Here is a 21,111-nt window from a genome sequence, read left to right as displayed (position 1 = left end):
TCCCGGCCTCCGCCCTAAAACCAGGCAAAGAGCAACCACAGCCAACAAATCAACGATGGCTCAGCCTGCGCACAGCCCAATCCCCCAAACTCTGCACCGCCTGCACAAAAAAGATCAACACCAACACCACCGCCAGCATGATCTCCGGCAAGAACCGCTGGTACCCATACCGGATGCCCAGGTCACCCAGCCCACCACCGCCAATGGCCCCAGCCATCGCCGAGTAACCGGTCAGGCTGACAAAGGTGATGGTCAAGCCCGCGACGATACCGGGCAAAGCCTCAGGCAACAGCACCTTCCAGACAATCTGGCTGGTGGTAGCCCCCATGGCCTGGGCCGCTTCGACCAGTCCATGGTCCACCTCGCGCAACGCAGCCTCCACCAGGCGCGCGACGAAGGGCGCAGCGGCAATGGTCAAAGGCACCACGGCCGCCGCCGTGCCGATGGATGAGCCCGTGATGAAGCGGGTGAACGGGATGATGGCCACCAGCAGGATGATGAAGGGCGTGGAGCGTACGGCATTCACCAGCCAGCCCACAAGCTTGTTCACGGGGCTGTTCTCCAGCACGCCGCCCTGGTCGGTGAGGCGCAGGAACACGCCCAGCGGCACGCCCAGCAGGCCGCCGACGAGGCCGGATATGCCCACCATGATGAGCGTCTCCCACAGCGACGAGGCGAAGAGCTCCAGCATGGCGGGAGTGAAATGGTCAAACATGGCTTCTTGCCTCTTCAGGTTTCAATGGTGACTTCTTCGACGGCCACGCCGCCAGCGCGCAGGTGCTCCACGGCGCCGCGCAGGCGCGCGGGCTCGCCGCTGGCGTACACCGCCAGCGAGCCGAAGGTCTCGTCCTGGATCTCGTCGACCTGGCCGTGCAGGATGCTCATGTCCACGCCGAACTCGCGGATCAGCTGCGACAGGATGGGCTGGTAGGCGCTGTCACCCGAGTACGACAGGCGCAGCAGCCGGCCGGTGTTGCCGGGCGCCGTGGCGTCCAGTTGGCCGGTGAGCTTGCGCACGTGGTCGAGCACGCTGGCGGGCAGCTCCTGCGGCAATATTTCGTCGATCAGGCTCTTGGTGATGGTCTGCTGCGGGCGCGTGAACACCTCCAGCACGCGGCCCTGCTCCACGATGCGGCCGGCCTCGATCACGGCCACGCGGTCGGCCACCTGCTTGATGACCTGCATCTGGTGGGTGATGAGCACCACCGTGAGGCCCAGCTCGCGGTTCACCTGGCGCAGCAGGTCGAGGATGGAGCGCGTGGTCTCGGGGTCGAGCGCCGAGGTGGCCTCGTCCGAGAGCAGCACCTTGGGGCGGCTGGCCAGCGCGCGCGCAATGCCCACGCGCTGCTTTTGCCCGCCGCTGATCTGCGCCGGGTAGCGGTTGGCCAAGGCCGACAGGCCCACCAGCTCCAGCAGCGGGTTCACCCGCTCGCGGATGGCGGCCTTGTCCATGCCCGCCAGCTCCAGCGGCAACGCGGCGTTGTCGAACACCGTGCGCGAGGACAGCAGGTTGAAATGCTGGAACACCATGCCGATGTCGCGCCGCGCTTCGCGCAGCTGCGCGTCATTGAGCTTGGTGAGGTCGCGGCCATTGACGATGACCTCGCCCTCTGTGGGGCGGTTGAGCAGGTTGATCACGCGCACCAGCGAGCTCTTGCCAGCACCGCTCTTGCCGATGATGCCGAAGACCTCGCCCGGGTTGATGTGCAGGTCGATGCCCCGAAGGGCTTCCACCGGGCCTTGTGGGCCCGGGTAAATCTGGGTGATACCCCGTAAGTCGATCATGAAACGCAAAGGGCCGCCGTACGCCTGTGGCGCCGGTTCGGCCCTGGATGAAAAGGATAAGGGAATGTACTATTGCAACATAAAGAAACCAACTATCAAAAAATTGGGTAATAAGACAGTTTGGTTATTTAGATGTCGGAATCAGACGGCGGCAGTCTGCGGAACCCGCCCCTTGACCTTGCGCGAGACCAGCACACCCAGCACTACCACGCATACGGCGGCGATCGAGAACACTTGCGCGATCCACCCACGGTCCACGCTGGCCGCAACTGCCAGTACCCCCAGCGACTGGCCCAGGAACAGCAGGCATGCGAACAAGGTGACTGCCGTGCCCCGCGCCTCGGGCGCCATCTGCGTGGCCTGCACCTGCAAGGTGTTGTGCAGCATGTAGAAACCCAGGCCGGCAGAGAAACAGCCCAGCACCGCCATAGGTACCAGCGGCGCCCAGGCCAGGAGCAGCAGGCCCGCGCCGATCATCGTGGCGCCCAGCAATGCCAAGCCCCTCTCACCCAGCAAGGCCAGCCAGCGGCGCGCCATCAGGCTGTAGACCAGGCCGCCCACCCCATAGAGGACCATCACTCCGCCCGCAGCGGATGAGGACAGGCCGAACCCATCGACCATGCGCGCCGGCACGAAGGCCATGGTGCCAAAGCCCAGGGCCCCCTCCACCGCCACGATGGCCAGCACCCAGCGCACGCGGGGCATGCGCAGCAGGCGGCCGGTGGTGGCCAGATAGGCTTGCAGCGAGAACGCAGCCGGCTCGGCCGCGCCGTCACCCGACACCGCCGCACGGGCTGCCGTGGCGCGTACCTGACGCAGCAGCATGGTGGCGGCCGTGAGGAAAAGAACCGACAGCACGGCAAACGCCCAGCGCCAGCCCAGGGCCTCCACCGCGAAGCCGCCGAACCACTGGCCCGCCATCATCCCCGACACGGTGGCCACCATGAGCCGGGCCAGCGTCTCCTGGCGCTGCTCGTAGGCCACGCTGTCCCCGATCCAGGCCATGGACAAAGGGATGATGCCGGCCGCCGCCGCGCCCATGAAAGCGCGCGAGACCACCAGCACCGGGAGGGTCGGCGCCAGGGCCGTGACGGCACTGAATACCGCGCAGGCGAAGGTGGCGCCGATGATCACGCGCACCTTGCCAAAGCGGTCACCGAGCGGACCGTAGAAGAGCTGAAGCACGCCGTAGGCCACCGCAAACGCGGCGATCACCGCCGACGCATCGCCGGTGGTGACATGGAACTCCTGGGACAGGGTGACCAGCATCGGATCGCACACGCGCATGGATGCCATGCTGGAGAAGGCCGCCACGCTGATCAGGCGCAGCATCGTCGAGGAAGAATGCATAGGCGCCGATTGTGCGGCGCAGCGCGCCAAGCTGCAGGCGGCGGGTCAAATGCCCTGGGGCGCTGGGCCCCAGCCGTCAGGCCTTGCCGGTATTGAACCGCGTATCGAAGGTACCCCGCACGTCCAGCCGCTGCTTGAGGAGCCCTGCCGCCAGATAGAAATCCGCCGTGCGCTGCTGGTCGGCCAGCACCTGGGCGTCGATGTCCTGCCAGCGCGTGGCGCGGCGCTCGAACTGCAGTTGCGCGGCGTCGGCCGGAATGCCGATGATGCGCGCGAGCGACTGGCCAAAAGGCTTGGCGTTCTGGTACGACCAGACCTGGGCGCGCACCACACGCTCCTTGAAGTCCTGCAGCACGGCGGTCTTTTCGGCCAGGGCCACCTCCGTGGCGGCCAGGTAGCTCAGCCCGGTCCACAGCCCGCGCCCGTTGACCAGCACGCGCGCATGGCCGCTGGTCTCGGCCAGCGCGGTGTAGGGCTCCCAGGTGGCCCAGGCATCGACGGAACCCTGCGTCAGCGCGAGCTTGGCGTCTGGCGGTGGAATGAAGCGCAGCTGCACGTCGTCGGCCTTGAGGCCCGCCGACTCCAGCACCTTGAGCGTGACGAAGTGGCCAATGGAGCCACGGTTGGTCGCAACGCTCTTGCCCTTGAGGTCGGCCGCCGTTTTGAGCGGTGAATTCGGCGCCACGAGCACCGCGGTGCCATAGGCATCTGAGCGACTCGCAGCAAAGGCCTTCACACGGCTACCAGCGGCCAGGGTGAACAGCAGCGGCGCATCGCCGATGGGCCCGAAATCCACGGCATTGGCGTTGAGCGCCTCTGCCAGCGGCGCGGCGGCCGGGAACTCGCTCCACTTGATGTCGTAGGGCAGGTTCTTGAGCTCGCCTGCAGCGTCGAGCAGGGCCTGCAGCCCGCCTTTCTGGTCGCCCGCGCGCAGAAGCACGCGCGACTGGGCATGGGTGAGCACCGGCGACAGAAAGGAACTGGCGGCGACGGAGGAGGTCAGCAGTTGGGTGAATTGGCGGCGCAGCATGGTGGCGTTGGACAAGAAGTGATCGGGTTGGACAGGCTTCATTGCAGCACCCGCCGCGCGCCAGGCCAACGAAGCCTTGCGTCCATGGATATGCGGTTTTCGCATGCAGCGGACATCCGTCCGGGGTCGGCACCCCGGGACCGCTTGCCCCGTCAGCCCAGGGCCGCCTTGCCCGCCGCCACATGCACGCTGTCATCCTGCGGCGTGTGGATGCGCCCGCACAGCACGTCGCGCAGATGGCGCTCCAGCGGGTTGCGCCGGGCCAGGCCGTGGTTGCTGGTGAGCGACAGGGCCACCTCCACCGCATGCACGGCGTTGTGGGTCACGGTGGACTTGATCAGGCCGCTGTCCACCGACGAGACCGGCACACCTGCATCCACGTCGGCCGCCAAGCCGCGCAGCAGGCGTTCATTGGTGAGCAGCAGCCCTTCGAGCGTGCCCACCGTCTCTTGCACGCGCGGCAGAGTGGCCAGCGGCGCGCCCAGGCTGGCGGGGGTGCGCGTGCGCAGAAAGTCGAGCAGCCATTCGCGCGCAGCCCGTGCCACACCGGTGTAGAGCCTGCCCAGCAGGACCACCATCTCGGCCTGCACGGCGGAGTCACCCCGCGCCCAGTCCTGCGGCAGGCGCAGTTCCAGCGCATGGCTGGCGGGCACCGGCACGCTGTCGAAATGCACATCGTGGCTACCGCTGGCGCGCAGGCCCAGGTGGTCCCAGGTGGGGTCGATACGGATGCCGGGCGCCCCTGCCCGCACCAGGAAGGCGCCGGTGCGCGGCGCCTCCTCGTCGGTGCGGGCCCACACCACGTACCAGCGCAGGATGGGTGCGCCGGTCGAATAGATCTTGTGGCCGGTGATGCGCCAGCCCGCGCCCGCACCCTCACCCGCGCGCCGCGCCACGGTGGCCGGCAGGCCGCCGCGCGCGGGCGAGCCCAGCTCGGGCTCCACACGCAGGGCATTGATCAGCGAGACCTCGCGCACCGACTCCTGCACCAGTTGGCGCGCCAGCGCCTCGGGCCAGGGCGATCCGGCCCGGCCCATGGCGCGATGCTGCATGTACTGCATGGTCAGCACCAGCGCGGTGGCCGGGCAGCCCTGGGCCACAGCGCCGACCACCTCGCCCAATTGGGCCAGGGATGCACCCTGCCCGCCCAGGTGGCGCGATGCGGCCAGCGACAGCAGGCCGGCCTGCTGCAGCTCTGTGAAGTTGCGGTGCGGAAAGCTGCCTTCGCGGTCGTGCACGGCGGCGCGAGCACCAAACTCCACGGCCAGCGTGCGGGCCAGTTGGCCTGCCGTGAGCGGCGCGTTCACTGCAGCACCTCTGGGTGCTCGCGCACCACGATGTCAAACAGACTCTTGAAGGTGAAGTGCGCCCCGCCCGGCCCACCGATCTGCGAATGCGTGTGGCGCGCCACTTCGGGGCGGATGGGCCGGGGCACGCCCGCGGCCTCGGCCAGCAGCTGGGTGTGGCAGGCATTTTCGAGCGCGATGTACCACCAGGCGGCGGCCTCCACCGACGGGCCTGCGGTCAGGATACCGTGGTTCTGCAGGATCACGGCTTTCTTGTTGCCCAGGGCTTCGCCGATGCGAAAGCCCTCGTCCGTCTCCAGCACCACGCCCGTGAAGTCGTCGAACAGCGCATGGTCCTCGTAGAAGATGCACGAGTCCTGCGTGAGCGGATCGAGCCGCCGGCCCAGCGCCGACCAGGCCTTGCCGTAGGTCGAATGCGTGTGCGCAGCGGCCACGATGTCGGGCCGCGTCTCGTGCAGCGCAGCGTGGATGGCAAACGCCGCCCGGTTCAGCGGGCCGTTGCCGACCACAATCTCGCCCACTGAGTTGACCAGCAACAGGTCCGACACCTTGATTTGTGAGAAATGCAGGCCCAGCGGGTTGACCCAGAAGTGGTCCGCCCACTCCGGGTCGCGCGCCGTGATGTGGCCCGCCAGGCCATGGTCGAAGCCATGCTGGGCAAACAGCCGAAAGGCCACCGCCAGGTTCTCCTGCCGGTGGCGGCGCTCGGCCTCCAGGGTGGGGCGTGCGGCCGGCGGGTCGAACCAGTCCTTGCGCTGGGGTGCGGGATTGCGGGCAGGAAGGTTCGGCGAATGCAGCAGCGTGGCGCAGGAGGACATCGGGAGGCCTTGTGTCTGGGGAATGTGCTGCCCACCATAAAGGCCGCCCCCCGGCACCGCCAACGAAGAAAAGCGCGTGTGCACATTCGGTTTTGGCATGAGGCGTGGCACAGGCTGCAGCGCGCTGATTTTTCGCATATCGATGCTACGCAATGGTCGTTGGAGCGGGAAAGCGGTTGCTGGAACCTTGGCATTCCCGCAGAACGACGAAAGGACTTTCTCCATGCCACTGCCAACCACCTCCGGCACCCACCGCCGCACCCTGCTTCGCGCCGGCCTGGGCGCAGCCACCCTGGCCACGCTGGGCGCACCCGCCGTGGCGGCAGGTGCCACCGATCTCTCCAAGGTCACCCTGCGCATCGGCACCTACAAGGGCCTGTGGCGCCCCCTCATCGCGGCCAGCGGCCAGGGGCAGACGCCCTACCGTATCGAGTGGCGCGAGCTCAACAACGGCGTGCTGCACATCGAGGCCATCAACGGCGAAGCGCTGGACCTGGGCTCAGGCAGCGAGATACCGGCCCTGTTCGCGGCGCGGCAGAAGGCACAGGTGCGCTTCATCGCCGTCACGCGCGAGGATCTGAACAACCAGGTCACCCTTGCGCGCAAGGACGCTCCCATAACGCGCATCGCCGACCTCAGGGGCAAGCGCGTGGGCTATGTGCGCGCGACCACCTCGCACTATTTTCTGAGCCGGCAGCTGGCCGAAGCGGGCCTGTCGTTTGCCGACATCACGCCTGTGAGTCTCACACCGGCCGACGGCCTGTCGGCCTTTGACCGGGGCGACCTCGATGCCTGGGCCATCTATGGCTACAACGGCCAGTTGGCGCGCCTGCGCTATGGCGCGCGCGTGCTCAAGACCGGGGATGGCTACCTCTCGGGCAATTTCCCGATCTATGCCAACCCCAGGTCTGTGCAGGACCCGCTCAAACACGTCGCCATCAGCGACTACCTGCAGCGCCTGCGCCGTGCCTACCTCTGGGCCAACGGAAACTACCTGGCCTATGCCCGCGCCCAATCGGAAGAAACGCGCGTGCCCGTGGGCGACCTGATCGAGCTGTGGAACAACCGCGGCACCGATTACGACCTGCGCGCCGTGGACGATGGCGTGGTCCAAGGCCACCAGGCCGTGGCCGACACATTCCTGCACCTGGGCGTGCTCGATGGACCGGCCCAGGTGGCACCGCTGTGGGACCGCAGCTTCAGCGGTGCATTGGGGGCAAGAGGAGCGGTGCAATCACCCGCCTGAGCCCAAAGCACTGCGGCGCGCCCCCGCAAGGAGTGCGCGCCGCATCTGCCTGCAAGGCGCAGTGCTCAGGCCACCTTCAGCGCCAAGTGTGCCGCGGTGTGCTGGTCCCGCTCGGCCACCCTGGCGCGCACCAGCGGCAGCAGTTCACGGCCATAGTCGATGGCATCCACCAGCGGATCGAAGCCGCGGATCAGGAAGGTGGTGATGCCCAGGTCGTAGTATTTCAGAAGGGCGTCGGCTACCTGCTCGGGCGTGCCCACGAGAGACGTGGAGTTGGAGCGCCCACCGAGCTCGCGGGCGATGGCCGTCCACAGGCGCTCGTCCACACGGTCGCCCTTGGCGGCGTCGGCCAGCAGGCGCTGGGCCCCCTCGCTCTGCTGGGGGCCCACGCCGCGCGAGTAGCCCTGCTGCACGCGCAGGCGGCGCGTGTCTTCGAGGATCTGATCGGCGCGCGCCCAGGCTTCGTCCTCGGTTTTCCCCAGGATGGGGCGAAAGGAGATGCTGAACTGCACCTCGCGTCCATGCAGCGTGGCCTCGGCGCGCACGCGGCGCACCAGATCACCGGCCTGGGCCAGCGACTCGCCCCACAGCGCATACACGTCGGCGTGCTTGCCAGCCACGTGCAGCGCAGGCGCCGAAGCTCCGCCGAAGAAGATGGGCACATAAGGCTTCTGCAGCGGCTTGACCTCGGACCAGACGCCCTTGGCGCGGTAGTGGGTACCCTCGTGGTCGAAGGGCTTGTCGGCGATCCACACGCGGCGCAGCAGTTCCAGGTACTCGTCAGTGCGTGCATAGCGCTGGTCGTGGTCCAGGAAATCGCCATCGCGCTGCTGGTCCTCGTCGGAGCCGCCGCTGATGTAATGCACCGCCAGGCGCCCGCCGGTGTAATGGTCCAGCGTGGCGAGCTGGCGTGCGGCCAGCGTGGGCGCCACGAAGCCCGGGCGGTGGGCCAGCAGAAAGCCGATCTTTTCGGTGACCGAGGCGGCATAGGCCACGGTGAGGAGCGTGTCAGGGCTCGACGAGCTGGCCGGCACCAGGATGCGGTCGAAGCCTGCGTGCTCGTGCGCCTGGGCAAACACGCGCACGTAGGCAGAGTCCACGGCCGGGCCCTTGCGGGCGATGGTTTCAGAGACTTCGTGCGGCTGGATCATGCCGATGAACTGGACGGGCATAGCGGGCTCCTGGTGAGGCAAGTAAATGAACCGGTCCATGATGGAACGCCCACCGCAGTCAGCCAACGAAGAAAACCGCGTTTACAAATTCACTGCGCACATACCGCCTGCGGCCATCGCTGCGGTGTGCGATCACCACTGCCCCTCGGCCCCACCCCACGCGCAGGACATGCGCATGTTGACGGCGGCGCCGTTCGCCATGAACGCGCTGGGGGGTTGAGCGCAGCCCTGGCAGAATGCCGGAAATAACACGACGAGAGAGGGATTTCCATGCATTGCATCCAAGGGATGTCCGTGCCTACCGTACCCGCCCCGGAGGGTTTGAGATGAACCGAAAGACCCAGGCCGGAATCGCCGGTATGACCGTCGGCGGAGTCTGGCTGCTCGCCAACCTGCGGCACTTCCAGGAACAAGGCTTCGTGGCCATCGGCATGCCGCTCATCCTGCTGGTGCTGGGCGGTATCTACTTAGCCCGCGGACGCAAGGAGTAGGACCGCATGGCCATACGAACTGTGGACGCCGTCATGGCACTCCTGCTGGGACTCTCCTGTGCCGGCAGCGCCCTGGCGCAGGAAGGTACCGGCTGGCTGGCCGGCACCTGGCAACTGGCCGAAGACCGCAAGAAGCTGGGCTTCACCGACGACTTCATGGATTTCGACGCCCAGGGCACGGTGGTGCTGCGCGACAGCCAGAAGGCCTATGCCCACTGCCGCTACCAACCGGGTGCCGGCGTGCTGCTGCTCACCTGCATCGCGGGCGGCAAGGAACGGCCGATGACCATGCGCGTGGCGCCCGACAAGGCATCGCTGACCAACTCGGTGGGCGACGTGTACCGCAAGAACCGCAAGTAGGGGCGCGTCCGCCTCAGAAGGGCCGCTCACGCCGAGCACGCAGCAAGTCTTGGCCACAGACTCGCTCGAGAGCTTGGAGGCCAGGTCCACCAGGCCCTTGATTCACCGCTGGACCAGGAGCAGCTTGGGGCCGCCGTCGGCAATGGCCTGGGCCTCGCCCTTTTCAACGGCCAGGCCCATCCCACCACCGTGGCCGCCCCCGTTGCACGCAGCAACTACCGGCGCGACCAGCGCTCCTCTCCCCCCAGAATCTGGCCCCTGGTGTTCATGCTGGATACCCTCTTGAATGAAGACGACGACGGTGCAGGCACCGGACCGAACGCATTGCAAACTACGGGGCACCGAAAGAGAACGAAGAAAAACGGAAATGGATATGCAAACGATGCCGCACACCCCCACGGCCAATGCTGGTGCAATACCGGACATGGATGCCCCTGCCCTCGCCGTTCCTGACAAATCCGCCGTCGCCGAGGCGCCGCCCGACACCGCCCGCCTGCGCGGCTTCGTGCAGCAACTGGCCGCACTGGTGGAAAGCGCCCCGCCCGAGCCCGAACTGCTCAAGCACGGCAGCGCCTTGCTCGCCGCGCTCGTGGCCCATGACGACTGGCTGCCCGCCGCCTATGCCCAGCCCAGCCCCGAGCGCTACCAGCAGTTCCTGCTGCATGCCGACGCCCTGGGCCGCTTCTCGGTGGTGAGCTTCGTCTGGGGCCCGGGCCAGGCCACGCCCATCCACGACCACACGGTGTGGGGCCTGATCGGCATGCTGCGCGGGGCCGAGGATTCGCAGGCCTTTGCCCGCACGGCAGATGGCCGCTGGGCGCCCGACGGTGCACCGCACCGCCTGCAGCCAGGCCAGGTGGAGGCCGTGTCCCCCACCATCGGCGACGTGCACCGCGTGGGCAACGCGGTGGATGGCCAGACCTCCATCAGCATCCACGTCTACGGTGCCAACATCGGTGCCGTGCAGCGCAGCGTGTACCTCGAAGACGGCACGCGCAAACCCTTCATCTCGGGCTACAGCAACAGCACCCTGCCCAACATCTGGGACCTGTCCCGCAACCCCGCCCCCTCGGCCTGATCCTGCTCCCAAAGACCCGTACGATCCCGCAATGACTGCTCCCGCCATTCCCCAGACTTCCGCTCTCCAGGTCCGCCAGGCCCTGCTTGCCCGCGAGGAAATCGCCTTGCTCGACGTGCGCGAGGAAGACCCCTATGCCCAGGGCCACCCGCTGTTCGCCGCCAACCTGCCTGCGGGCAAGATCGAGCTGGACGCCTGGACGCGCATCCCACGGCGCGACACCTTCATCGTGGTCTACGACGATGGCGAGGGCCTGGCCGAGCCGGCGGCGCGCACGCTGCAGCAGCTGGGCTACACCCGGGTGACCTTGCTCACCCGCGGCCTGCAGGGCTGGCGCGATGCCGGGGGCGAGCTGTTCATCGACGTGAACGTGCCCAGCAAGTCCTTTGGCGAGCTGGTGGAGGCCGAGCGCCACACCCCCTCCCTCGCCGCAGAAGAGGTGCAGGCCCTGATCGACGCCAAGGCCGACGTGGTGGTGCTCGATGCGCGCCGCTACGACGAGTACCACACCATGAACATCCCCACGGGGGTGAGCGTGCCCGGTGCCGAGCTGGTGCTGCGCGCCCAGGCGCTGGCGCCCAACCCGGCCACACAGATCATCGTGAACTGCGCCGGGCGCACGCGCAGCATCATCGGCACGCAGTCGCTGGTCAATGCGGGCATTCCCAACCCCGTGGCCGCCCTGCGCAACGGCACCATTGGCTGGTTGCTGGCCGGGCAGACGCTGGAGCGTGGCGCCAGCCGCCGCTTCGATCCCGCCGTGCATATCGACCGCGCCCAGGCGCCACAGCAGGCGCGCAGCGTGGCCGACCGCGCCCGCGTGCAGCGCGCCCAGGCCGGTGACCTGGCCCGCTTTGTGGCCGAGGCCGGCCGCACCACCTACCTACTGGACGTGCGCACGCCCGAGGAGTTTGCGGCCGGCCACCTGCCGGGCTTTCGCAACACGCCTGGTGGCCAGTTGGTGCAGGAGACGGACCACACTGCTCCCGTGCGCGGCGCGCGCCTGGTACTGGTGGACGACGACGGCGTGCGCGCCAACATGAGCGCATCGTGGCTGGCCCAGATGGGCTGGGAGGTGTGGGTGCTCGACAGCGCGCAACCCGCAGACTTCAAAGAAACCGGCGCCGTCGCCAACTCCGTGCCAGAGCCGAAAGGCCCCATCGCCTGGACCACGCCCGAGCAGTTGGCCGCATGGCTGCAGCAGGAGCCGGCCGGGCACACCGCCGTGCTTGACCTCACCAGCAGCGCCAACTACACCCAGCGCCATATCCCAGGTGCCTGGTTCGCGCTTCGCTCGCAACTGGCGCACGCCGTGGCCTCCATCCCGCAGGCGCGCCGCTACGTGCTCACCTGCGGCAGCAGCCTGCTGGCCCGCTATGCGGCGCAGGACCTGGCGCGCCTGACCGGGGCCGAAGTGCAGGTGCTGGACGGCGGCACCCAGGCCTGGATCGACCAGGGCCTGCCGCTGGAGCATGGCGAAGCGCGCCTGGCATCGCCACGTACCGACCGCTACCGCCGCCCCTATGAGGGCACGGAAAGCCCGCGCGAGGCCATGCAGGCCTACCTGGACTGGGAGTTCGGGCTGGTCGAGCAGTTGGGCCGCGACGGGACGCACGGCTTTCGGGTCATTTGAAGCGGTACCGCAGGTGCGGCCGGCAGGGCCGACCCGCACATGCGTGGAGCCCCGGGTGCCGGGGGCGATTCTTGCGCACCATGGGCGCCCGGAATACGCCGCGCTTCAACCCCTGCGCGGCGCCGGGCTGCATGGCCAAGCTGTCAACAATTGTCAAAGCGGGCCTATTGCCCCCCACAACTGCGCGTAAACAGGCCCACCTTGCAGAGCATCCCGGCATAGTCGCTGCGTCTGCTCCTGACACTGCATTCGAGGAGCGAGCCAGCGAGACTCCTTCATGACGCCCTGTTTTCGCGCGGGGCTGCCCTGTGCAGCGTTCGCCCTGTTTGTTGTCCTGTCCAGCCTGTGGCTGCCATTGCCCTCCCATGCCAGCCTGGTGTGCCAGCCAACAGGCGCGCGGCCGGTGCTGCAACTGCAACGCCCAACCCTGCCAGCCCTGGCCTGCGACCTCCAGGCGCTGGAGAGGCTGCCGGCCCGTGACATCGTCACCACCTTGCCGCAGGCACTGGGGATTGCCGGCAAGTCCCAGTGGCGCGGCGTATCCCTGCGCCAGCTCGTGGAACGGATGGGCGGCAACGAGCGACACCAGATCGAGCTGACCGCCCTGAACGACTACGCCGTGCGCATCCCATGGAGCGACCTGGTGCAGTACGACCCGGTGCTGGCCTACCGTCGCAATCACCAGCCGATCGGCGTGCGCGACAAGGGCCCCTTGATCCTGATCTATCCCTTTGACGCACACCCCCAGTTGCAAAAGCAGGACTACGTCAACCGCACCATCTGGCAGGTCAATGTCCTCTCCGTCCGATAAGCCCCTGTCACCTGCGGCGCAAGCCGCCCGCCTGCCACGCCACCAGCGCGGAACCTATTGGCTGCTGGCCCTGGTGCTGGCCATGGTGGTGGCCACATCCATCGCCTTGTGGTGGACGCTTCGGCAGGTGCAATCGCTGGCGCAGCCGTTTCAGAAAAGCGATCTGTGGTACGTGTCGAGCGTGCACAGCGAGCTGGGGCGGGTCGCCCTGCTGGCGCGCAAGGTGAAAGCGCTGGAGGCGCCCGAGGAGGAACTGCGCGAGCGACTGGAAGTTCTCTACAGCACCTTGGACATGGCCGGCGCAAGCCAGCGCATCGGCGCGCGGTTGCGGCAGGATCTGGCGCTGCCAGCACTCGATCTGGAGGAACTGGGCCGGCATGTAAAGCGCTGGTCCAGCCCCATGGCCTCGGCACCGTCCGAGCGTGCCGACCTGAGCGAAGACATCATCGCGCACGCCGATGCCCTGCTGCAGAGCACCCGCAAGGCCGTGGTGGCGGTACACCTGCTTTCCTCACAGGACACGGACCGGGTTCGCCAGGACCTGCACGAGCATTTCATGCTGCTCAGCGCCGTGCTCGGGGGCCTGCTGATCGGCACGGCCCTCTTGATCCGCAAGCTGCTGCACGAAGCCCGGGCGGCCCAGGCCCTGTCCCAGCTATTGGCACAGGCCAACCGCCAGCTGGAGATGCGCGTGGCCAGCCGCACGCGCAAGATCGAGGAGAGCCGCGCGCTGCTGGGCTTCATCCTCGACTCCAGCCCGAGCGACGTCGTTCTCGTGGACGTCGAAAGCGGCTTCGTGCACTTCATCAACAACCAGATGGTGGAACGCCTGGGGCTGCAGTGGCCACCCATGAAGCTGTTTCTGCCAGAGCTGCTGCACGACCCTGGCACCAGCCGGCAATTGATGGATGCGCTGGAGAAGTATGGCCAGGTGGATGGCATGGAAGCGCTCATCGGCACCAAGAATCCACGCTGGAGCTCCCTTTCGGCGCGCCTCATCGAGGTCGATGGCAAGCTGGCCCATCTGCTGTGGGGCTTCGACATCAGCACGCACAAGCAACTGGAGTCGCAGCTGCGTGAACTGGCCACACGCGATTCGCTGACCGGTCTGCTCAACCGGCGGGCCTTTCTGGAGCGCGGCACCGCACTGCTCGACCACTGCCGCCGCCATGCCAAGCCGTGCACGGTGCTGATGATCGACATCGACCACTTCAAACGCATCAACGACCAGTATGGGCACCAGACCGGCGACGATTCGCTGCGCGCCTGCGCCACCTCCATCGCGGGCGCGCTGCGCGAGGCCGATATCCTGGGGCGGTTGGGGGGCGAGGAATTTGCGGCCCTGCTGCCCCACTCGTCCACCGGAAGTGCCCACCTGGTTGCCGAGCGCATCCGCGAAGCCATCTCGCAATTGCAGATCCTCTCCATCGCCAGCGAGCCGTTGAGGATCACCGTGTCCATCGGCATGGCCGAGATGGCGCACCGGGATGCCGGGATCGAGACCATCCTGGCATGGGCCGACCAGGCGCTGTACCGCGCCAAGGCCACGGGCCGCAACAAGGTGCTGGCCTACGAACGATCCATCACGTCTCCCGATACAACCGAGATCCTGCCATGAGCCTGCGACTTTTGATCGTTGACGACAGCCGCATGTCCCGGCTCATCCTGCAAGGATTCGTCTTGCAGGACCACCCCGCCTGGACCATCCTGCACGCCAGCAGCGGTGAGGAAGCCCTGAAAATGTGTGAAGAACACCCGGTGGACCTGGTGTCCATGGACTTCAACATGCACGGGATGACCGGCCTGGAGGCGGCCCTGGCATTGCGCCAGACCCGGCCCCACCTGCCCATCGCCATCCTCACCGCCAACGTCCAGTCTGCGATGCAGGAACGCATCGACGAGGCCGGCCTGGTATTCATTGCAAAACCCATCACAGCCGATGCAGCGAGGAAGCTCGCGGCACTGGCAGGAGCATGACATGACTGCCAAGCTTGATGCGGAACAAATCGACGCGCTCAGCGAGATTTTCAACATCGGTGTCGGCAAGGCGGCCGCGGCCATGGGCAAGCTCATGCACGACGAGGTACTGCTCTCGGTGCCGCACGTGAGCATTTTTACGGTGAGCGAGGCGGCGCAGCAACTGGGCACCGCCGGCAGCACCATGTACGGGGTTCGCCAGCCCTTCCGGGGCGTTTTCAGCGGCGACGCGCTGCTGATCTTTCCGGGCGACAAGAGCCTGGAGATCGTCCGCATCGTTGCGGGCCAGAGTGTGCCGGGCGAGGACCTGAGCGCCATCGAGCAAGATGCCATGACCGAGTTGGGCAACGTGATGCTCAGCTCCTGCCTGGCCACCCTGGCAGACCTGCTGGGCAACGAGTTCGAGCTGAGCCCGCCCCGGGTCGATGTCGGTGACAGCCGCACCATTCTGGGCACGCGCATCCAGAACCACCTGGTGGTATTCCTGCACATCCGCTTCGAGCTGCTCAGCAGCCAGATCGAAGGCTTCGTGGTGTTCGTGCTCAACACCACGTCCTTGCTGGCGCTGCGCGCGGCAGTGGACCGGCTTCTGGGTCGCCAGGCAGAGGTGGATTGATCCGAAGGGAATGGGCTGTTGCTAGCCAACCGCCAGCCGGCCATAGCGCCACTGCACGTTCAGCGCAAAGGACTCGCCCTGCTCCAGCACGCGCAGGCCCGGCTGCCCCGGCAGGTGGAAGGCATCGATGGGCTGGGTGATGGGCTCGAAGCAGAAGGCCGGGCCCTGCGGTGGGCGGTAGATGAGGCAAAAGTGCTGCCCGGCACCACCATCGGCACCGAAGTCGGGCATGCGGGCGGTCAACCGCAGGCCGTGCTCGGGCCAGTCGATCTGCGCCGTGCCGCCCCAACCGGTGTAGCCGTTGTCGATCAGCGTGCCATGGGCCGAGACGCCAGTATTCAGGTCCCAGCCTTCGGGGAACTGCGCGGTGTGTTCGGTCGGCAACGGGTCATTGCCGGACCGCCAGACGGCCTGCACCGGTGCGCTGATGCGCGTGCCCGGCGTGCGCGGAAACCAGGGGTGCACGCCAATGCCGTAGGGCAGCGGCTCGGCGCCTAGGTGGCGCACCAGCACATGCTGGTCGAGCCCGCCCTCCACCAGGCGAAAGGTCTGCACCGACTCATAGACGTACGGGTTGCCCCCAAAGCGCTCCGAGCGCAGCTGCATCTGCAGCGTGTCCGGGGCGGGCTGCGACAGCACCCACGGCTGCAGCCAGCCATCGCCGTGGATGGGATACGGCTCGCCCGCCCGGTTGGGCTGCATGGAATGGAACTGCCCGCCGTGCGTGAAGCCACCGCCGCTGATGCGGTTGGACCAGGGCACCATGGCGAACGATGCCAGTTGGTACAGGTCGGGCGTGGCGCCGTCCCAGGGGCGCCAGAGGTCAAGGCGCCCTTCTGGCTGCTGCGGATCGTCGATCTGCCAGGCAGCCACGCTGCCGCCCAGCGAAGGGACCAGCCCCAGGTGCTGCCCGGCATGGCGCAGCCAGGTGATGGGGTGGGTTGTATCGCTCATGTGCATGCTTTCATAAAGGGGGTCAGCCGCCGAACAGATGGGCCGGCACGCCAGGGCTATCAACTTCCACGGCGAAAACGGCGCCGGCCAGCGGCTCGGCAGCCAGTTGCCCGGGTGTGAGGCCCACCCGCGCGGTGGTGATGAACAGCGTGCGGAAATCCACCCCGCCAAAGGCGCAGGTGGTGACCTGGCTGGCGGGCAGCACCACCCGGCCCAGTTCCTCGGCCGTCTCGGGGTCGTGGCAGCTCACGCAGTGGCCGCCCCAGTGCGCGATCCAGATGCGGCCCAGGGCGTCGGTGGTCATGCCGTCGGGCAGGCCCTCCTCGGGGCCAAAGCGCTTCCACACCTGCTTGTTCGACACGGTGCCAGCCGCCGCATCGAAGTCGTAGCGCCAGGTGATGGCGCTCAGGGTGTCGTTGAAGTACAGGCACTGCCGGCCATTGGCCATCGCCCAGGTGGGCCCATTGGTCACCACAAAGCCCTCGTCGTGGCGCGAGCAGCGGCCATCGGGGTCGTAGCGGTAGAGGCCGCCGGTGGGCAGCTTGCAGTCAAAGTCCATGCTGCCGCCCCAGAAGCGGCCCTCGGCATCGCACTTGCCGTCGTTGAAGCGGTTGCCTGGCAGCTCGGCCGCGGGCTGGTGCAGGTAGCGCGGGGCGCTGTCGGTCGCGGGGTCAAACAGGGCAAAACCGCGCCGCAAGGTGATGATCAGCCCCGGAGCATCCGCGCGCTCAGCCAGGGCCGATATCTCTTCGGCAAAGCTCCACTGCAGCTGCTCACCGGTGGCCGGGTCCAGCCGGTACAGGCGGCAGCCCAGGATATCGAGCCAGTACAGCACCTGCTCGCGCACCGACCACACCAGGCCTTCGCCCAGCTCGGCACCGGCCTCTGCGACGCAGCGCAAAGGCCCGGTGGTGGCGGGCGATGGAAATCTTGATGCCGGGGATGTGGGGGCGCCGCGAGCGGGGTTGTCCTGGTTTCTCAAAGCCTGTCTCCTGTTGTTGTTTGGGCATCTGCAACGCGATGCCTCTTGACGCCGGGCATCTTATCAACGCCAATTGATGCACGGAAGCAGTATTTTTGGAATTTATTGATATACAAATTGCAATGACAATTTCTACACCCCCCCTCCTTCAGCCCGCCAGCGCCACCCCGGATGCTGCCGCACTCTCGCGTTTTCCCAGCCTGCGCGGCCGCGCGGTCTTCGTCACCGGCGGGGGCAGCGGCATTGGCGCAGCCATCGTCGCAGCATTTGCCGAACAGGGTGCGCGCGTGGCCTTCGTGGACGTGGCGCGCGAGGCCAGCGAAGCCCTGGCCCAGCAGCTCGCGGACGCGGGCCATGAACGCCCCTGGTGGCAGGTGTGCGACGTGCGGGACATTGCGGCCCTGCAGGCCGCCGTGGGCGAGGCCGCTGGTGCGCTGGGCGATTTCTCGGTGCTGGTCAACAACGTGGCCAGCGACGACCGCCACACCCTGGAGTCCGTCACCCCCGACTACTACGACGAGCGCATGGCCATCAACGAGCGGCCCGCCTTCTTCGCCATCCAGGCCGTGGTGCCGGGCATGCGGCGCCTGGGCGCGGGCGCGGTGATCAACCTGGGCTCCACGGGCTGGCAGGGCAAGGGCGCGGGCTACCCGTGCTATGCCATTGCCAAGTCGTCGGTGAACGGGCTCACGCGCGGCCTGGCGCGCACGCTGGGGCAGGACCGCATCCGCATCAACACCGTATCGCCCGGCTGGGTGATGACCGAGCGCCAGATCAAGCTCTGGCTCGATGCCGAAGGCGAGCAGGAGATCGCGCGCAACCAGTGCCTGCCCGACAAGCTGCGCCCGCACGACATTGCGCGCATGGTGCTGTTCCTGGCCTCGGACGATGGAGCCATGTGCACGGCCCAGGAGTTCAAAGTGGATGCCGGCTGGGTCTAGGACCGGTCTTTAATCCCCCGCCTCCAGCCTGCGGCCGTACTGGCTCAGGCTGGTCTGCTTGAGCGCCTTCATCATCACCTTGGCCGCAGGTGACAGCAGGCGGTCCGTGCGGGTGATGATGCCAAACGCATCCATGTGGCAGGGCATGGCCAGCGGCAGCACGGTGACCATGCCGTGCGAGGCATAGTAGTGCGCCACGTCGGCCCCGACCACGGCGATCATGTCGCTCTGCTGCAGCATGCGGGTCATGAACAAGAGCGCAGCGGTCTCCACCACATTGACCGGCGGCGCCAGACCGTCCTGCTGGAACATCAGGTCGAAGCGGTGGCGCAGCACGCTGCCTGCGGGCGGCACGATCCAGCCGGCGGCCAGCACATCGCGCAGGGTCAGCCCGGCCATGCCCGAGAGGGGGTGGCCCGGGCGGGTCACGGCGCAGACCAGTTCCTCGCTCAGCGGCTCGTAGCGCAGGTTGGTCTTGTCGTGCTCGGCGAACAGGCGGCCCACCAGGATGTCGAGCTTGCCCTGCTCCAGCCGGTCCATCAGCACCGGGCTGGTCTCAATATCGAGCGAGATGCGCAGGCTCGGGTGCTCCTGCTTGACCAGGGCCACGGCGGCGGGCAGCAGGCTCAGGCCCGGCGAGGTGATGGCGCCTATGCCCACCTGCCCGAAATGCCCGGTCTTGAGGGCCGCCAGTTCCACATGCGCCTGGTTCAGGCTGGCCAGCGCCATGCGCGCGTGGCGGATCATGGTCTCGCCATACCAGGTGGGGCGCATGCCGCGCGGCAGGCGCTCGAACAGCGATACCTCCAGCACGTCCTCCAGGTCCTTTAGCAGCTTGGACGCGGCCGGCTGGGTCATGCTGAGCACTTGGGCCGCGCGGTGGATGTTGCCTTCCTCGGCCAAGGCCACCAGCAGCAGCAACTGGCGTGTCTTCAGGCGTGCGCGGATGAACCAGTGGTTGTAGGTGCTCATGGGGTTTTCCAGAATGCGTGGATGTATATCTATTTTGTCAAAAAACTATTAGATTGATATCTAAATCGATCTTAGACTTTGCCGAACACCAGCACCAAGGTTCTTTCCCAGGTCCCCATGAAACTCGGCGACACACAGCAGCTCACCCCCCGGCACCTGATCAATGGTCGCTGGGAGATCGGCACCACCACCGGGGTCAGCACCAACCCCTCGGACACCCGTGAAGTGGTGGCCGAGTACGCCCGGGCCGACCGCAACCAGACCGAGCGCGCCATCCGCGCCGCCGCCGACGCCCTGCCTCACTGGAGCCACAGCAGCCCCCAGCGCCGCGCCGACGTGCTTGACCAGATCGGCAGCGAGCTCCTGGCACGCAAGGACCAGCTGGGCACGCTGCTGGCCCGCGAGGAGGGCAAGACCCTGCCCGAGGCCGTGGCCGAGGTGGCCCGGGCCGGCCAGATCTTCAAGTTCTTTGCCGGGGAGGCGCTGCGCATCCCGGGCGAGCTCATGGCATCGGTGCGCCAGGGCGTGCAGGTGGACGTGACCCGCGAGCCCGTGGGCGTGGTAGGCGTCATCGCGCCGTGGAACTTCCCCTTTGCCATTCCGGCCTGGAAGATCGCCCCCGCCCTGGCCTATGGCAACACGGTGGCGTTCAAGCCGGCTGAGCTGGTGGCCGCCTGCGGCTGGGCGCTGGCCGAGATCATCAGCCGCTGCGGCCTGCCGGCCGGCGTGTTCAACCTGCTCATGGGCAGCGGCCGCGAGGTAGGCCAGACCCTGGTGGACCACCCATTGGTGAATGCGATCAGCTTCACAGGATCGGTCGATACCGGCGAGCGCATCCTCAAGTCGGCCACGGCGCGCCGCGCCAAGGTGCAGTTGGAGATGGGGGGCAAAAACCCGCTGGTGGTGCTGGCCGACGCCGACATGGACCAGGCCATCGACTGCGCGCTGCAAGGCTCGTATTTTTCCACCGGCCAGCGCTGCACGGCATCGAGCCGGCTGATCGTCGAATCGCGTGTGCACGATGCCTTCGTGGACCGGCTGCGCCAGCGGCTCGTGGCCCTCAAGGTGGGCCATGCGCTGGAGCGCGGCACCGAGATGGGCCCGGTGGCCGATGCCAGCCAGTTGGAGCAGAACCTTTCCTATATAGAGATCGCCCGAAGCGAAGGCGCCCAGCATGTCTGGGGCGGCGAGCGGCTGGAACGCGCCACGCCCGGCCACTACATGGCCCCGGCGTTGTTTCTGGCCCGGCCCGAGCACCGCATTGCGCGCGAGGAGATCTTCGGCCCCGTGGCCTGTGTGCTGCGTGCCGATGACTACGAGCACGCACTGGCCCTGGCCAACGACACGCCCTATGGCCTGTGCGCGGGCATCTGCACCACCTCGCTCAAGCACGCCATGCATTTCAAGCGCAATGCCGTGGTCGGCATGACCATGGTCAACCTGCCCACGGCGGGCGTGGACTTCCACGTGCCCTTTGGCGGGCGCAAGGATTCCAGCCACGGCCCGCGCGAGCAGGGCCGCTACGCCGCAGAGTTCTACACCACCGTCAAGACCGGCTACATGCTCGCTTGAATCGACCGGTTTCTTT

The 21,111-nt window shown here is 67.3% G+C and carries 22 protein-coding genes; 12 read left to right on the top strand and 10 right to left on the bottom strand.

Annotated elements, in window-relative coordinates:
* Positions 1 to 49 precede the first annotated feature (49 nt).
* From QYL93_RS29740 to QYL93_RS29715, 6 genes are all read right to left on the bottom strand, one after another.
* Positions 50 to 715: a methionine ABC transporter permease gene (locus QYL93_RS29740; protein ID WP_057206961.1), complete on the bottom strand. Its 666-nt coding sequence runs from the start codon at positions 713 to 715 to the stop codon at positions 50 to 52.
* Between the two features lie 14 nt (positions 716 to 729).
* Positions 730 to 1,785 (bottom strand): methionine ABC transporter ATP-binding protein, encoded by a 1,056-nt coding sequence (locus QYL93_RS29735; protein WP_305747054.1) that lies wholly within the window; start codon positions 1,783 to 1,785, stop codon positions 730 to 732.
* A 141-nt stretch (positions 1,786 to 1,926) separates the two neighbouring features.
* On the bottom strand, positions 1,927 to 3,135 hold the full coding sequence (locus tag QYL93_RS29730; protein ID WP_305747053.1) for an MFS transporter: 1,209 nt from the start codon (positions 3,133 to 3,135) through the stop codon (positions 1,927 to 1,929).
* A gap of 76 nt (positions 3,136 to 3,211) precedes the next feature.
* Positions 3,212 to 4,165, bottom strand: a complete 954-nt coding sequence (locus QYL93_RS29725; protein ID WP_305747056.1) for an ABC transporter substrate-binding protein — start codon at positions 4,163 to 4,165, stop codon at positions 3,212 to 3,214.
* 152 nt (positions 4,166 to 4,317) lie between these two features.
* On the bottom strand, positions 4,318 to 5,472 hold the full coding sequence (locus tag QYL93_RS29720) for an acyl-CoA dehydrogenase family protein (protein WP_305747052.1): 1,155 nt from the start codon (positions 5,470 to 5,472) through the stop codon (positions 4,318 to 4,320).
* Positions 5,469 to 6,290 (bottom strand): class II aldolase/adducin family protein, encoded by an 822-nt coding sequence (locus QYL93_RS29715; protein WP_305747051.1) that lies wholly within the window; start codon positions 6,288 to 6,290, stop codon positions 5,469 to 5,471. The genes QYL93_RS29720 and QYL93_RS29715 overlap by 4 nt, the downstream gene beginning before the upstream one ends.
* Positions 6,291 to 6,513: 223 nt before the next feature.
* On the opposite strand from QYL93_RS29715, the gene QYL93_RS29710 reads away from it, so the two are divergent.
* Positions 6,514 to 7,536: an ABC transporter substrate-binding protein gene (locus QYL93_RS29710; RefSeq protein WP_305747050.1), complete on the top strand. Its 1,023-nt coding sequence runs from the start codon at positions 6,514 to 6,516 to the stop codon at positions 7,534 to 7,536.
* A 65-nt stretch (positions 7,537 to 7,601) separates the two neighbouring features.
* Here the strand turns inward: QYL93_RS29710 and QYL93_RS29705 are convergent, their stop codons facing one another.
* Entirely contained in the window at positions 7,602 to 8,708 is a 1,107-nt protein-coding gene (locus QYL93_RS29705) for an LLM class flavin-dependent oxidoreductase (RefSeq protein WP_305747049.1), read from the bottom strand.
* A gap of 37 nt (positions 8,709 to 8,745) precedes the next feature.
* Between QYL93_RS29705 and QYL93_RS29700 the strand changes: the two genes are divergently transcribed.
* From QYL93_RS29700 to QYL93_RS29660, 9 genes are all read left to right on the top strand, one after another.
* On the top strand, positions 8,746 to 8,928 hold the full coding sequence (locus QYL93_RS29700) for a hypothetical protein (protein WP_305747048.1): 183 nt from the start codon (positions 8,746 to 8,748) through the stop codon (positions 8,926 to 8,928).
* A gap of 106 nt (positions 8,929 to 9,034) precedes the next feature.
* Positions 9,035 to 9,199 (top strand): hypothetical protein, encoded by a 165-nt coding sequence (locus QYL93_RS29695; protein ID WP_305747047.1) that lies wholly within the window; start codon positions 9,035 to 9,037, stop codon positions 9,197 to 9,199.
* 6 nt (positions 9,200 to 9,205) lie between these two features.
* Positions 9,206 to 9,559, top strand: coding sequence for a hypothetical protein (locus tag QYL93_RS29690; RefSeq protein WP_305747046.1), 354 nt, complete (start codon positions 9,206 to 9,208; stop codon positions 9,557 to 9,559).
* Positions 9,560 to 9,983: 424 nt separating this feature from the next.
* On the top strand, positions 9,984 to 10,637 hold the full coding sequence (locus QYL93_RS29685; RefSeq protein ID WP_305747045.1) for a cysteine dioxygenase: 654 nt from the start codon (positions 9,984 to 9,986) through the stop codon (positions 10,635 to 10,637).
* A 31-nt stretch (positions 10,638 to 10,668) separates the two neighbouring features.
* Positions 10,669 to 12,270, top strand: coding sequence for a rhodanese-related sulfurtransferase (locus QYL93_RS29680; RefSeq protein ID WP_305747044.1), 1,602 nt, complete (start codon positions 10,669 to 10,671; stop codon positions 12,268 to 12,270).
* Positions 12,271 to 12,547: 277 nt separating this feature from the next.
* On the top strand, positions 12,548 to 13,081 hold the full coding sequence (locus QYL93_RS29675) for a molybdopterin-dependent oxidoreductase (RefSeq protein WP_305747043.1): 534 nt from the start codon (positions 12,548 to 12,550) through the stop codon (positions 13,079 to 13,081).
* Positions 13,062 to 14,699, top strand: coding sequence for a diguanylate cyclase (locus QYL93_RS29670; protein ID WP_305747042.1), 1,638 nt, complete (start codon positions 13,062 to 13,064; stop codon positions 14,697 to 14,699). Before QYL93_RS29675 ends, QYL93_RS29670 begins: the two co-directional genes overlap by 20 nt.
* Positions 14,696 to 15,058 carry a response regulator gene (locus QYL93_RS29665; protein ID WP_305747041.1) on the top strand — a complete coding sequence of 121 codons (363 nt, stop codon included), beginning with the start codon at positions 14,696 to 14,698 and terminating at the stop codon, positions 15,056 to 15,058. The genes QYL93_RS29670 and QYL93_RS29665 overlap by 4 nt, the downstream gene beginning before the upstream one ends.
* A gap of 1 nt (position 15,059) precedes the next feature.
* The gene (locus QYL93_RS29660; RefSeq protein ID WP_305747040.1) at positions 15,060 to 15,674 is read left to right on the top strand and encodes a chemotaxis protein CheC; all 615 of its coding nucleotides are present in this window, start codon (positions 15,060 to 15,062) and stop codon (positions 15,672 to 15,674) included.
* 21 nt (positions 15,675 to 15,695) lie between these two features.
* On the opposite strand, the gene QYL93_RS29655 is transcribed toward QYL93_RS29660, so the two are convergent.
* On the bottom strand, positions 15,696 to 16,628 hold the full coding sequence (locus tag QYL93_RS29655; RefSeq protein ID WP_305747039.1) for an aldose 1-epimerase: 933 nt from the start codon (positions 16,626 to 16,628) through the stop codon (positions 15,696 to 15,698).
* Positions 16,629 to 16,650: 22 nt separating this feature from the next.
* A complete protein-coding gene (locus QYL93_RS29650; protein WP_370877073.1) occupies positions 16,651 to 17,610 on the bottom strand; it encodes an SMP-30/gluconolactonase/LRE family protein in 960 nt (319 codons plus the stop codon).
* Positions 17,611 to 17,732: 122 nt separating this feature from the next.
* Here QYL93_RS29650 and QYL93_RS29645 point away from each other — a divergent pair, with 122 nt between their 5' ends.
* Entirely contained in the window at positions 17,733 to 18,551 is an 819-nt protein-coding gene (locus QYL93_RS29645; RefSeq protein WP_305747037.1) for an SDR family NAD(P)-dependent oxidoreductase, read from the top strand.
* A gap of 9 nt (positions 18,552 to 18,560) precedes the next feature.
* Here the strand turns inward: QYL93_RS29645 and QYL93_RS29640 are convergent, their stop codons facing one another.
* Entirely contained in the window at positions 18,561 to 19,523 is a 963-nt protein-coding gene (locus QYL93_RS29640) for a LysR substrate-binding domain-containing protein (protein WP_110537842.1), read from the bottom strand.
* Positions 19,524 to 19,640: 117 nt separating this feature from the next.
* Between QYL93_RS29640 and QYL93_RS29635 the strand changes: the two genes are divergently transcribed.
* Positions 19,641 to 21,095, top strand: coding sequence for an aldehyde dehydrogenase family protein (locus QYL93_RS29635; RefSeq protein WP_305747036.1), 1,455 nt, complete (start codon positions 19,641 to 19,643; stop codon positions 21,093 to 21,095).
* The last annotated feature ends 16 nt before the right edge of the window (positions 21,096 to 21,111 follow it).

This window comes from Acidovorax sp. A1169 (assembly GCF_030704685.1).
Lineage (GTDB): Bacteria > Pseudomonadota > Gammaproteobacteria > Burkholderiales > Burkholderiaceae_C > Acidovorax.
Note: the sequence above shows the minus strand (reverse complement) of the source record. Positions and strands in the feature narration are given on the sequence as shown.